Source organism: Lignipirellula cremea (assembly GCF_056501455.1).
This window is the reverse complement of record NZ_CM151415.1, coordinates 4,244,007-4,256,696: the sequence shown is the minus strand read 5'-3', so window position 1 is coordinate 4,256,696 and position 12,690 is coordinate 4,244,007. Positions and strand designations below refer to the sequence as shown.

The 12,690-nt window shown below is 64.3% G+C and carries 9 protein-coding genes; 8 read left to right on the top strand and 1 reads right to left on the bottom strand.

Translation table 11 applies throughout. From position 1 onward, the window contains the following. The first annotated feature begins 80 nt into the window (after window positions 1-80). Both SH602x_RS16680 and SH602x_RS16675 read left to right on the top strand, forming a co-directional pair. Window positions 81-1,415 carry a sensor histidine kinase gene (locus tag SH602x_RS16680; RefSeq protein WP_479473388.1) on the top strand — a complete coding sequence of 445 codons (1,335 nt, stop codon included), beginning with the start codon at window positions 81-83 and terminating at the stop codon, window positions 1,413-1,415. Continuing rightward, window positions 1,412-2,035 (top strand): response regulator transcription factor, encoded by a 624-nt coding sequence (locus tag SH602x_RS16675; protein WP_479473387.1) that lies wholly within the window; start codon window positions 1,412-1,414, stop codon window positions 2,033-2,035. Before SH602x_RS16680 ends, SH602x_RS16675 begins: the two co-directional genes overlap by 4 nt. Window positions 2,036-2,056: 21 nt before the next feature. Here SH602x_RS16675 and SH602x_RS16670 read toward each other — a convergent pair whose 3' ends face one another. Then, window positions 2,057-3,601, bottom strand: coding sequence for a hypothetical protein (locus SH602x_RS16670; protein WP_479473386.1), 1,545 nt, complete (start codon window positions 3,599-3,601; stop codon window positions 2,057-2,059). A gap of 392 nt (window positions 3,602-3,993) precedes the next feature. On the opposite strand from SH602x_RS16670, the gene SH602x_RS16665 reads away from it, so the two are divergent. The 6 genes from SH602x_RS16665 to SH602x_RS16640 all read left to right on the top strand — a co-directional run bounded on the left by SH602x_RS16665 (window position 3,994) and on the right by SH602x_RS16640 (window position 12,682). Continuing rightward, window positions 3,994-4,368 (top strand): response regulator transcription factor, encoded by a 375-nt coding sequence (locus SH602x_RS16665; protein WP_479473385.1) that lies wholly within the window; start codon window positions 3,994-3,996, stop codon window positions 4,366-4,368. Between the two features lie 132 nt (window positions 4,369-4,500). After that, window positions 4,501-5,784 (top strand): efflux RND transporter periplasmic adaptor subunit, encoded by a 1,284-nt coding sequence (locus SH602x_RS16660; RefSeq protein WP_479473384.1) that lies wholly within the window; start codon window positions 4,501-4,503, stop codon window positions 5,782-5,784. Continuing rightward, window positions 5,781-8,891, top strand: coding sequence for an efflux RND transporter permease subunit (locus SH602x_RS16655; RefSeq protein WP_479473383.1), 3,111 nt, complete (start codon window positions 5,781-5,783; stop codon window positions 8,889-8,891). The genes SH602x_RS16660 and SH602x_RS16655 overlap by 4 nt, the downstream gene beginning before the upstream one ends. Further along, window positions 8,891-10,267 carry a V-type ATP synthase subunit B gene (locus SH602x_RS16650; protein ID WP_479473382.1) on the top strand — a complete coding sequence of 459 codons (1,377 nt, stop codon included), beginning with the start codon at window positions 8,891-8,893 and terminating at the stop codon, window positions 10,265-10,267. The genes SH602x_RS16655 and SH602x_RS16650 overlap by 1 nt, the downstream gene beginning before the upstream one ends. Then, window positions 10,264-10,857, top strand: a complete 594-nt coding sequence (locus SH602x_RS16645; protein ID WP_479473381.1) for a V-type ATP synthase subunit D — start codon at window positions 10,264-10,266, stop codon at window positions 10,855-10,857. Before SH602x_RS16650 ends, SH602x_RS16645 begins: the two co-directional genes overlap by 4 nt. Window positions 10,858-10,879: 22 nt before the next feature. Further along, window positions 10,880-12,682: a V-type ATP synthase subunit I gene (locus SH602x_RS16640; protein WP_479473380.1), complete on the top strand. Its 1,803-nt coding sequence runs from the start codon at window positions 10,880-10,882 to the stop codon at window positions 12,680-12,682. Window positions 12,683-12,690 lie beyond the last annotated feature (8 nt).

The following is a 12,690-nucleotide window of genomic DNA, read 5'->3' as shown; positions in this document are numbered from 1 at the left end:
GCTTGTCAGCGAAGCGGCGTCGTCCCAAGCGTCGGCGCAAGGCGATGTCTGAAACGCTAGAACCAGACTTTTCGCCAGTCATGCCGTCGTCTCTCGCGGCGAACGACGACCATGACGCGTTCGTTTCTCCGCGACAGCCGTTGCTGTCGATCCGGGATAGCCGCCGATTCGAAAAGCTGCTGCTGGAGTTGTCCGCCAGCTTCGTCAACGCGCGTACCAACGAGATCGACGCGTTGATCGAGAGCGGTCTGCGCAGTCTGGGCGAGGCGCTCGAGATCGACCGGAGCAGTTTCGCCGAGTTCGACCTGCTGGGCCGCGACATGCGCGTCTCGCATGTCCACGTCGCCGCAGGAATTCCTGAGCTCCCGCGCGAGGTCGTCGACGACCAGTTTCCCTGGTACGCGCGGCAGATACGCCTGGGGCGCCCGGTGCGAATCGAACGCATTCCGGAGGAGCTGCCCGATGAGGCTGTCAAGGAGCGAGTTCACTGCATCGCCGTCGGGATGAAGTCGAACCTCGCAATCCCTCTGCGCGTCGACGACCGGTTCGGCTGCGTTCTGACCTTCGCCACGTTTCGCGATTACGTCGTCTGGTCGGACGACCTCGTCGATCGCCTGTGGCTGATCGGAGAGGTCTTCGCCAACGCCATCAGCCGGCGTCGCCAGGACGAGACGACGCAGCAACTGCGCGAGCAACTGATGCGCATCAGCCGCGTCACGCTAGCCGGCGAACTGGTTAGCGCTATCGCGCATGAGGTGAACCAGCCGCTCTGTTCCATCCTGGCCAACGCGCGAGCGGGTCAACGCTTGGTGGAGTCCGGCAATTCGGCGCCCGGCGAGATCGCGGAGATCTTCGGCGAGATCGCATCCGAAGGAAAACGGGCCGGCGGGATCGTCGATCGCGTTCGCCGCATGATTCAGAATCGGCCTCCGCAGCGGGAAGAGGTTGAATTGAGCGTGGCGGTCGATGACGTGTTTTCGCTCGTTTCCGGGCAAGCTCGCTCGCGCGGGATCACGCTTCGACAAGAGGCGGATCCTAACGTTCCGCTCGCGTACTGCGACCGCGTTCAACTGCATCAAGTGCTGTTGAACCTCGTGCTCAACGCGATCGACGCCGTACAGGACGCGGAAGTGCGCACGGTGACCGTCAGCGTCGGGGTCGATCCCATTTCAGAGACCGACGGAGCAGGCGTAACGAGCGTTTGCGTCCGGGATACCGGCGCCGGCATCGCGCCAGGCGCCGCGGAATCGATCTTCGAACCGTTCTTCACCACGAAGCCGAACGGGATCGGCGCCGGTCTTTCGATCTGTCGGGCGATCGTGCAAGCGCATGGAGGACGGATCACCGCGGAATCGAAGACGGGTAAAGGCGCCGCGTTCCGATTCACTCTTCCGCATTGCGAGGCCGATGCATGATCGCCGCTACGAGTGTGGTGTACGTCGTCGATGACGACGCTTCGGTGCGAGCCGCGACGGTGCGTCTGCTGCACTCCGCCGGGTACGCGACCGAGTGCTTCGCGACCGCTGCGGAGTTCCTGAACTTCGCGCATCCCGACCTGCCGAGCTGCGCGGTGCTCGATGTCCAGATGCCAGGTCAGACCGGCCTGGAGTTGCAGCAAGAGCTTCATCGCTCAAGTCTGGATCTGCCGATCATCTTCATCACCGGACATGGCGACATTCCCATGTCGGTCCGGGCGATGAAGGCGGGCGCGGTCGACTTCTTGCCGAAGCCTTACGACGGCGACGAACTCTTATCCGCGGTGCGACTAGGACTCGAGCGGGATGCCAGGAACCGATCGGCGCTGAGAACGTCGTGCGACCTTCGCCGCCGGGAGCAGCTGCTCTCGCCGCGAGAGCGCGAAGTCTTCTCGCTAGTCGTCCAGGGACTGCTCAACAAGCAGATCGGAGCGCGACTCGGCGTAACCGAGAAGACGGTCAAGGTCCATCGCGGCCACCTGATGCACAAGTTGGGCGCCGAATCGCTCGCCCAACTCGTGCATATGGCCGAGACCCTCGCTCGAACCTGCGAGCGATAACAGGCCACTGCGAAGAGCCTGTTAGAACTGCGCCCCGTACTTCTGCGTCATCCCTCGCCGGGTGTCGCCGAGCGCCTTGTCGATCTGTTGCAGAATCTCGTTCGCGCTCATGTCGCCCTGGACCTCCTGCTGGAAGCGGGCCTTCGTCTGCGCTTGCTGCGTTTCGCGGACATCCGGCACCGCCGCCCATCCGCCCCAGCCGTATGCCCCGCCGCCGGCGCCCGTGTAAGGGTCGCTGCCCACGACGCCGATCGGGGTGTACCACGAGTAGTAGTCGTACGACTGCGGAACGTTCTGTGCGGCGACCGTGCCGCTGACGAGCGCCGTGCGAACGCTTCCCGAACCTGAACGCAGCGACTTGGAAACGTACTGCCCCAGGTCGAGCAGATACGGATCGACGTCGAGCGAAGAGAGCCGATCGACCTGGTCCGCGTAGCGATCGAAGAAGACGGCGGTTTGCCCGCGGGTCGAACGACCTTTCTTGTCCTTCTTGAGATCCTGCACGAGCGAGTCGACGCTCTTAAAGTAGTTCTGCGACGCGGCGACGATCATTCGCTTCTGCGTCTCTTCGTCGGAAACCTGGGAGGCGGCTTCGCGCGCGTGCTGCAGCGGCGGGGGGACGGGAATGAGGCTCATGATCCGCCGCAGACCGCTCCTCTCGAGCGTGCCGATCAGTCGGATCGACTTGCCGTTCGTCTGATACGTCCAGTCTTCCAGTTCGTCGATCATCAGGCCGCGGTGGCTCAGAACCTCGAGCAGCAGCGGCTTGGCCGATTCGCCCAGCATGCTGATGTCGTCGGCGAAGTCGACTTTCACCGAACCGGTCATCTCCTCTTCCACGTTGATGCCCAGCGTCAGTCCGCGAATGCCGGCGATCGCGTCGGCAAGCTTGTCCAGATCGATTTTCTTCCCCTTCAGGGATTCCATGGCGTCGAGACGCGTGCGAATGAAGTCGCGCGGGACGGCGTCGGTCAGGTCGAGCGCCATCGTGATGGGGGCGTTGTGCTCGGCGAAGACTTCGGCTTCCTGCAGATACGGCGAAGTCCGCAAGCCGTTGCTGTCGACCTGTCGCACGTAGTTCGCCACGTTCTGTCGTTCCGCAGGATGGCCCAGAACCGCGAAGCGTGGCGTGAACTTGACCAGGAAGTAGTCGCCTGGAAGAACCGCCGCGGGATGCCCTCCGAAGCTGTCGACTTGTCCGCCGGTCGAAATCGCGATCTTCGGCACGTCCGGTTCGACCGACGTGTCGAAGGCGTACAGGCTGGAGGTGACCGCCATCGTGTGGAAGTCGATCTGGGCGGATGCGACGAACCGCGAAACGTTCGGAGGCAGGATCAGCAAGCCTGACTCGAAGGCGGCCTGGGCGTTTTCCTTCCAGCCTTCCTTTTGAGCGACCGGCGAGGCGAGCAGACGCTCGACGTCGACGAAGACGATGGCGTTGGAACGCGTCGGAACGCGTCGAGCCAGGGCGTTGAACTGCGCTCGCGCGTGCGAACCGCCCAAGACCGCGGTCGTCAGGAGAAGAACCGCCACAGAGAGGCGCCAGGATAGGAGCGTGCGGGTCATGGGCGTCATCGGAAGACGAGATCGAAAAGGCGTCCGGGCCGGAAAAAGTTGCCGCCATGATCGATGAGCGAGTCCGCTCGGCATAGGGACTTTAGTCCTAGGTCGCCGGATGCGATCTCGGACCCATTCCTCCCGAGAGCGCGTTGCCGGGCCGAGCGGGACGGACCGAATCGCCGGCGTTTATCGGTGACTCGGCTGACTTATTCGTAATTCAAACGCCGGCGTCACGAAACGACCAGATTCGCGTTCGGCTACGGCTTTCGGCCAATGTGCGGACCTTGGCGCCGTCGCTAACCTTTTGTTCTCAGGGGGCGCAGTCTGCCTGCACATTATGCCGGCGAGATCCCCGACACCTGTCCCGTCGCGTCGCCACTACCTGCGGCGCGGAGTGCGTGGCGAAGATCGACCGCACCGTCCACATCGTCGACGACGACCTCTATGTCGCGAGAGCCCTCGGGCGTCTGATCCGATCCGTCGGATTCGCCGTCGAGACCTTCGTCGACGCAGAATCCTACCTTGCCGCCAGTCCGCCGGCGCCGAGATGCTTGATCGTCGACGTCGGCCTCCCCGGCATGAGCGGGCTCGAACTTGCGGCGTATCTCGTGCAGCGTTCGAGGGATGTCCCGGTGATCCTCATCACCGCGAACGACGATGAACGGGTGCGGAACGACGCGCGATCCCTGGGAGTTGCGGGATTCTTCGTGAAGCCGCTCTCGGACGACGGGTTCCTGCAGGCCGTCGAGAACGCCGCGGCGCAGGCGACTTGAAGATTCGGCGCATGAACGCCGCATGGGACTAAGGTCCAATATCTGGACGACCCGGCAGGCGTGAGGATGGGGCGACCACCGAGAGGAGCCGATCGAGAGCTCCTTCAGCGCCGCATCGTCCGACTCTTCGCCATGACGCAACGCAAGCGTCCGATTTCAGCAGCGTATATCGCTGCGCTCGCCGCGGCGACGCTTCTCCTCGGTTGCCAGAAGGCGGAGCCCGAACCCGCCGCCGTACGACCGGTGCGGGCCATGCGGATCGGCGACGGACCGGCGCTGACAGGTCGTTCCTTCCCCGGAACCACGGAGGCCGTCGACGCGGTCGAGCTTTCGTTCCGCGTCGGCGGGCCGATCATCGCCTTTCCAGGCGACGAACTCGGCAAGAAGATCGCGAAGGGAGACCTAGTCGCCCAAATCGATCCCCGCGACTTCGAGGTGCGACTTCGCGACACGCAGGCGGCTCTCTCGAAAGCGAAGAGCGAACTGGAAGCGCTGCGCAAGGCGCGACCCGAGGAGATCGAGCAGCTCAAGGCCGAACTCCTGCAGGCCGAGGCTTCGGCAGACTTCGCGAAGGCGGAATACCAGCGCTATCTGAACCTGCAGGAGATCTCCAAGACCGCCGTCACGCAGTCCGAGATTCAGCTTGCCGCGGCGAAGCTGAAGCTGGCGGACGCCGGCGTCCTGCGTGCTAAGGAGTCGCTGCGAATCGGAGAAGAAGGCGCCCGCCCCGAGGACATCCAGGCGAAGGAGTCGCAGATCGATTCGCTCGCCGCCGCCGTCGACACGGCGCAAGACGAACTCGCGGACGCGAAGTTGACCGCGCCGTTCGACGGCACGATTTCGGCGAGCTACGTCGACAATTTCGAAGTCGTGCAGCCGCGACAGCGCGTCGTGCGACTGGTCAACTCGTCCGAGCTCGAGATTCGCGTCGACATTCCGGAGAACCTGATCGCCCTCGTCCCGCAGGTCGACGAAGCGTTCGTGATCGTGCAGTCGTTCCCCGATCGCGAAATTCCGGCGCGGATCGCCGAAGTCGGAACCGAGGCCTCCGCGACGACGCGGACGTATCCCGTGAAGCTGCGGTTTCAGCCGCCGGCGGATCTCGACATACGGCCCGGCATGTCCGGGACGGTCAAGGGTCGCTCGACGTCCATCGAAACGGGGGCCTCGAACGAACACGTCGTACCGACCACTGCCGTCTTCGAACGGGACGGCGAGCAGCGGGTCTGGATTCTCGATCCTGACTCCCAGACGGTGACGTCGCGGGCGGTGAAGACGCTGAAGACGACGCCCTACGGAATCGCGATCGCAGGAGTGCAGGCCGGCGAATACGTCGTTACCGCCGGCGCTCACTTCCTGGCGGAGAACCAGAAGGTTCAGTCGAAGACGGCTGACGCGGGAGGCGATGCGTCATGAGCCTGGCAGGCGAAAGCGTCAACAAGAGCGCCGTCGTCGGCTTCGCGATGGTACTTCTCGTCGTCGGCGGGCTGGGAGCGTTCTTCGCTCTCGGTCAACTCGAAGACCCGGAGTTCACGATCAAGAACGCGACCGTCACGACGGTCTATCCCGGCGCTAGCGCCGAAGAAGTCGAACTGGAGGTGACCGACCGGATCGAGATCGCGATCCAGAAGATGCCGCAGATCGAGAAGGTCGAGTCCGTCTCCAAGCCGGGCTTCTCCTCGATCAAGGTCGAGATCCTTCCGCAGTATCCCGCGGAACAGCTTCCGCAGATCTGGGACGAGCTGCGGCGGAAGGTGCATGACGTGACGCCGTCGCTGCCGCCCGGAAGCGGCATCCCGGCGGTAGGCGACGATTTCGGCGACGTCTACGGCTTTCTGCTCGCCGTCACGGGCGACGGTTTCTCGTACGACGAACTCGAAAACTACGTCGACGAGATCAAGAAGGAACTGAGCCTCGTCCCCGGCGTCGCTCGCGTCGAACTCTGGGGCGTTCCGAAGCGGTGCATCTACCTCGACGTGTCAGAGACGCGACTGTCGCAGCTCGGCCTGTCGATGCAGGATATCCAGCGGACGCTGGCCGCACAGAATCTGGTCGTCGACTCCGGCAGCTTCGATCTGAGCGAGGAGCGCCTTCGCGTCGAACAGACGGGCGCCTTCCAGTCGACGGACGATATCGGCAACCTCGCGATTCGCGGCGTGACGCTCTCGTCGGGCGGCGAATCGGACGAGCTGCTGCGGATTCGCGACATCGCCGAGGTCCGTCGCGGCTGGGTCGAGCCGACGACGACGCGTCTGCGTTACAAGAGCGGCGTCACCGGCGACGTCGCCATGCCGGCGATGGGCGTGGCGGTCGCCAATCAGTCCGGCGCGAACGTCGTGCAGATCGGCAAGCGGCTCGACGCTGCGCTGGCGGAGCTCTCGGAGACGCTGCCCGTCGGAATCGAGATCCACCGCATCTCCTGGCAGTCGGACCAGGTCGACGAATCGATCGACGTCTTCGTGATCAGTCTGATCGAGTCGGTCGTGATCGTGGTCGTCGTGCTCTGGGTCTTCATGGGCCTGTCGACGGCGACGGTCGTGGGGATCTCCGGCCTGCTGCTGACGATCATCGGGACCTTTCTTTGCATGGACCTGCTCGGGATCGATCTGCAGCGGATGTCGCTCGGCGCCCTCGTAATCGCGATGGGCATGATGGTCGACAACGCCATTGTCGTCGCGGACGGCGTTCTGACCCGCCTGCAGCGAGGCATGGATCGCCGTCAGGCTGCGATCGAAGCGGCGACCCAGCCTGCCTGGCCTCTGCTGGGCGCCACGATGATCGCGGTGCTCGCGTTCTATCCGATTTACGCTTCGGTCGAAGGAGCGGGCGAGTACTGCGCGTCGCTGTTCCAGGTTGTCGGAATCTCGTTGATGTTGAGCTGGGTCCTGTCGGTGACGGCGACCCCCCTGCTCTGCATCTGGATGCTGCCGACTCCGAAGGTGACGTCCGACGGCGGTCAGTACGGAGGCGCTTTCTACGACGCCTTTCGCAAGATCCTCGGACTCGCGATCCGGTTTCGATTCGCGGTCATGGGGGTTCTCGGGATCGCTCTCGTCGGTTCGCTGTCGCTCTTCCCGCTGATCGACAAGTCGTTCTTTCCGGACTCCGCTCGCCTGCAGGTGATGATCGACTACTGGGCGCCGGAAGGGACCGGTATCGAAACGGTCTCCCGGGATATGGAGCGGATCGAGGCGCATCTCCTCGCGCAAGAGGGCGTCGAGGCGGTCTCCAGCTTCGTCGGCGCCGGCCCGCCCCGCTTCTATCTGCCGGTCGAACCGGAAGGGGCGAACTCGGCTTACGGCCAGTTCATCGTCAACGTCGCGTCCCTCGACGATCTCGACGCGCTGATCGCGAACATGAATCCCTGGCTCGCGGAGAACGTGCCGCAAGCGCAGCCGGTCGTTCGTCGGTATGGCTTGGGGCCGGCCAACACCTGGACGGTGGAGCTGCGCGTCGCTGGACCGTCCTCTGCTGACACGGAAACGATGCGAAAGGTCGCCGCCCAGGCGGAGGAGATCTTCCGCGAGAGCCCCAACGCCGCGATCGTGCGGACGAACTGGCGTCAAAAGACCAAGCGGGTCGTCGCCGATTACTCGCAGGAACGGGCGCGCTGGACCGGCGTTTCGCGAGAGGACGTCGCGAACGCCACGCGACGCGCATACGACGGGCTGGCCGTCGGTCAGTATCGCGAGAAGGACAAGCTCTATCCGATCCTGGTCCGGCACACCGACGAGGAACGCGGTAGATTCCCCGGACAAGTCGACGTCCTGCAGGTGCAGTCGTCGCTGTCCGGCCAGTCGATTCCGCTCTCGCAGGTGACCGACTCGGTCGAGATGGATTGGGAGGAGAACTCGATCTGGCGCTTCAATCGTCGCCGCACGGTGACGGTGCAAGCACGCACGCCGGACGGAGTACCGGCCTCGCGACTGCTCGCCGACATTCAGCCGAAGATCGAGGCGATGGAGGCCGGACTGCCTCCCGGCTTTCGCATCGAGTGGGGCGGCGAGTACGAGGACTCCCGCGATTCGCAGCTGTCGCTGATCCCAGGCATGGTCCCGGCGGGCCTGCTGATGGCGCTGATCCTGGTGGGGCTGTTCAACGACTTCCGTCCGCCTCTGATCATCGTCGCCATCGTGCCGTTCGCGATCATCGGCGTCACGGTCGGATTGCTGGCGATGAACCAGCCGCTGGGCTTCGTCGCGCTGCTCGGAGTGATGAGCCTGTCCGGCATGATGATCAAGAACGCCATCGTCCTGCTGGACGAGATCAACGCACTCAAGTCGCAGGGAATAGCCGAGTACGACGCCGTCGTCATGGCGGCGGTCTCGCGACTGCGTCCGGTCGGGCTCGCCGCGGGTACGACCGTGCTGGGCGTGATCCCGCTGTTGCAGGACGTATTCTGGGTGTCGATGGCCGTCTCGATCATGTTCGGCCTCGCGCTGGGATCGGTCCTGACGATGATCGGCGTGCCTGTCCTTTACGCGATCATTTATCGCGTGCCGACGCCTCGGGAGGACGAGTGATGGCAGCGCTCAGCCCCACGGCTCGCCGACTCGCCCGATACACGCAAGTCGTCTCCATCGTCGGCGACATCCTCGCCATCCGCGCGAGCGACGTCGGTCTCGGCGATCTCGCGGTCGTCGAGAACTGGGACGGCGAGAATTCGATCTCACAGGCCGTGGAGGTTCGCGGCGACGAGGTCTATCTCCAGGTCTTCGCCGGCGGCAAAGGTCTCTCGACGACGACCAAGGTCCGCTTCCTCGGGCATCCGATGCAGGTTCCGTTCTCGCCCAACATCCTGGGGCGAGCGTTCAACGGGGCCGGCGAGCCGCTCGACGGAGGACCGCGGCTTCTGTCCGATCCGCATCTCGATATTGGCGGACCCTCCGTCAATCCGACGACGCGCGTCGTTCCGCAGAGGATGATCGAGACGCGGATCCCGATGATCGACGTCTTCAACTGCTTGGTCGAGAGTCAGAAGATCCCGATCTTCTCCGTCGCGGGAGAGCCTTACAACGAACTGCTCGCACGCGTCGGCATCCAGGCGGACGCGGACGTCATCATCTTCGGCGGCCTCGGACTCACCTTCGACGACTTCCACTTCTTTCGTTCGCGGTTCGAGGAGGCGGGGGTCTTCGCGCGGACGACGATGTTCGTGAACCAGGCGTCCGATCCGATCGTCGAGCGCGTGCTGGTTCCCGACCTGGCGCTGAAAGTCGCCGAACGCTTCGCCGTCGAGCAGGGAAAGCGGGCGCTCGTCCTCATGACGGACATGACCGCGTACGCCGACGCTCTCAAAGAGATCGGCATTTCGATGGAGCGCGTGCCGTCGAACCGCGGCTACATGGGCGACCTCTACAGCCAGCTCGCCGTGCGATACGAGCGCGCCTGCAACTATCGCGACGCCGGTTCGGTGACGATTCTCGCCGTGACGACGATGCCGGGAAACGACGTCACCCACCCGGTTCCCGACAACACGGGCTACATCACCGAGGGGCAGTTCTACCTGCACGACGGCGTCATCGACCCCTTCGGTTCGCTGTCGCGGTTGAAGCAACAGGTCATCGGGAAGGTCACGCGCGAAGATCACAGCCAGGTGATGAACGCCATGATTCGCTTCTATTCTGGAGCCCGCGAGGCCCAGAAGAAGCAGGCGATGGCGTTCGACCTGTCGGCGTTCGACGTGAAGCAGCTCAAGTTCGGCGCCCTCTTCCGCGAGCGGTTCATGGAGATGGGCGTCTCGATGTCGCTCGTCGAAGCGCTCGACCTCTGCTGGCGGACGCTGGCTGAGTGCTTCGAACCGGACGAGCTGCTCATGAAGGACGCGCTCGTTCGGAAATACTATCCCGCCGACGTGCGTCGCGAGCAGACCTCCGCGCCGGTAGAGGCCTCGCGATGACGCTCGCGCTCAATAAAAGCTCGCTGAAGCAGCAGCACGACCAGCTGGGACTGTTCCGCAAGTTTCTGCCGTCGCTCGATCTGAAGCGGCAGCAGCTTCTCGCGGAGCTGAAGAAGGCCGAGGTGGAGCACGCGGAGCTTCGGCAGGAAGCGACGCGACTCGATCGGGAACTCGAAAATCTCTATCCCCTTCTCGGAAGTTCCACGCTCGCGACGCGCGACCTTTCGAAGCTCGTTCGCGTGGAAGCGCTGGAACTGGGCATCGAGAACGTCGCTGGCGAAAAGCTACCGGCGCTCCGCGCGCTGAAGATCTCGGTCCTCCCGTACTCCACGCTCGCCACGCCGTTCTGGGTCGATCTGTTCGTCGACGCCCTCCGTCGAACCGCGGAACTCCGTGCGCGCCTGGACGTTCAGACGCGTCGCGTCGCAGCGCTGCAGGCGGCGGGACGCCGCGTCACCCAGCGCGTGAACCTGTTCGACAAGGTCCTGATTCCCGAGTCCCAAAAGAACATCCAGCGGATCCGCATCTTCCTGGCCGACCAGGAACGCTCGGCGGTCGTTCGCTCCAAGATCGCGAAGTCCAAAGGCTGACCCTCGCGTCGGCGGCACGGCGATGACCATCGTTCCTCTCGAAAAAGCGACCCTCTACGGACCCTCCGCCCGACGCGGCGAAGTTCTGGATGCGCTGCAGCGGTTCGGTCGTCTTCACCTGCTCGACCTGAACGACGGCGGGACGACCGGCGCCGACGACGGGCCGATCTCGAAGGAGGCCCGCGCCGCTCTGAAGTACTTGCGGGCGTGCCCGGTTCAGCGGCAGCCGTCGAAGCGGGAACGAGGATTTAACGCGGACGCCGTCGTCGCTTGCGCTCTCGAGAACGAGCGGCAGCGCAACGAACTGACGGACGAACTCGACGCTTTGAATGCGGCGATCGAAGCGGCGAAGCCCTGGGGAGATCGCATGCTTCCGCGCGAAGGCGAGTTGGGCGATCTCCGGCTCTGGCACTACGTCGTACCGAGGAAGGACGCGGAAGCGCTCGACGCGGCGCTGGCGCCGTATGCCGTCGTGGCGGAAGACGAGAAGTCGCTTTACGTCGTGGCTCTGGCTGCCGAACCGCTCGAGGTCGCTCCTGGAGAAGCGGTCGAACTCGACGCTCGGCCGCTTTCCGCGTTGATCGCCCGGCGCGACGACGTCGAGGAGCGGCTGGAAGAACTGCACTGGGATCGGGTCGAGCTGACGCGATGGACCGCCTCGCTGCAGCGGGCGCTCGACGAGTCGGACGATCTCGCCGCCAGGCGGTGGGCCGACGGACTTACGAGATGCGATTCGGACGTTTTCGCCGTCCAGGCCTGGTCCCCCTGCGAGGAGCATTCGAGACTCGAGGCGGAAGCGAAGCGGCTCGGCCTGGCAGTCGAGTTCCGGGAGCCATACGACACGGAATCTCCGCCGACGCTGCTGCGGAACCCGATGGCCATCGCCGGGGCGGAAGAGACTGTGACGTTCTACGTCACGCCGGCATATCGGGCATGGGACCCGACGCCGGTGATGTTCGTCTCCTTCAGTCTGTTCTTCGGCATGATCGTCGCCGACGCGGGCTACGGTCTGCTGCTCGGCACAGGGCTTCTGCTCTTTTGGCGAAGGCTCGGCAGGACGCCGAAAGGAGCCAGCTTTCGCTATCTGCTCCTCGCGATCGTAGGAGCGACCGTCGTGTTCGGAGCCATGGTGGGAAGCTGGTTCGGCGTGACGCCGCCGGCTGGCTCGCCGCTGAAGCAGTTGCAAGTTCTCGATTACGCGAACCGCAATCAGATGATGCTGCTGTCGGTCTTGATCGGCGTGGCGCACCTGACGCTCGCGAACGTGATCAACGCCTGGAACCTCCGCCGTAAACCGCAGGCGATCGCTTCGATCGGCTGGACGCTGATGATGATCGGGGCGCTTCTGATCGCGTGGGCTCTGTCGCAAGGCGACGAAGGCGCGACGCTGCGCACGGCAGGCATCGTCGCGGCGGTCGCCGGATGCGTGAGCGTACTCCTCTTCAGCAGTGACCGACCCCTGAGATCGCGAAGTCCCGGCGACTGGCTGGGACGGCTGTTCGACGGCGTCTGCGCGCTGACCGGCGTCTCCAAGCTGTTCGGCGACGTGCTGAGCTACCTGCGGCTGTTCGCGCTGGGGCTCGCCGGCGCGCAGCTCGCCGGAACCTTCAACCAGCTCGCGTCGGACGTCGCGGAACGTCGCGGTTTCGGCGTTCTGCTGGCTGTAGTGATCCTGATCCTGGGGCACGGCATCAACATCGTCCTCGGACTGATGGGCGGCGTCGTGCATGGACTGCGGCTCAACTGCATCGAGTTTTTCAACTGGAGCCTGACTCAGGAAGGCTTCCCTTTCCAGGCCTATCGCAAGAAATCGTCGGCGGCGTAATGGACAGT

Bases quoted from the DNA above. Each gene is read 5' to 3' on its own strand.
- SH602x_RS16670 (WP_479473386.1), bottom strand. From the start codon at position 3,601: ATGACCCGCACGCTCCTATCCTGGCGCCTCTCTGTGGCGGTTCTTCTC.
- SH602x_RS16655 (WP_479473383.1), top strand. From the start codon at position 5,781: ATGAGCCTGGCAGGCGAAAGCGTCAACAAGAGCGCCGTCGTCGGCTTC.
- SH602x_RS16640 (WP_479473380.1), top strand. From the start codon at position 10,880: ATGACCATCGTTCCTCTCGAAAAAGCGACCCTCTACGGACCCTCCGCC.
- SH602x_RS16645 (WP_479473381.1), top strand. From the start codon at position 10,264: ATGACGCTCGCGCTCAATAAAAGCTCGCTGAAGCAGCAGCACGACCAG.
- SH602x_RS16675 (WP_479473387.1), top strand. From the start codon at position 1,412: ATGATCGCCGCTACGAGTGTGGTGTACGTCGTCGATGACGACGCTTCG.
- SH602x_RS16680 (WP_479473388.1), top strand. From the start codon at position 81: ATGCCGTCGTCTCTCGCGGCGAACGACGACCATGACGCGTTCGTTTCT.
- SH602x_RS16650 (WP_479473382.1), top strand. From the start codon at position 8,891: ATGGCAGCGCTCAGCCCCACGGCTCGCCGACTCGCCCGATACACGCAA.
- SH602x_RS16660 (WP_479473384.1), top strand. From the start codon at position 4,501: ATGACGCAACGCAAGCGTCCGATTTCAGCAGCGTATATCGCTGCGCTC.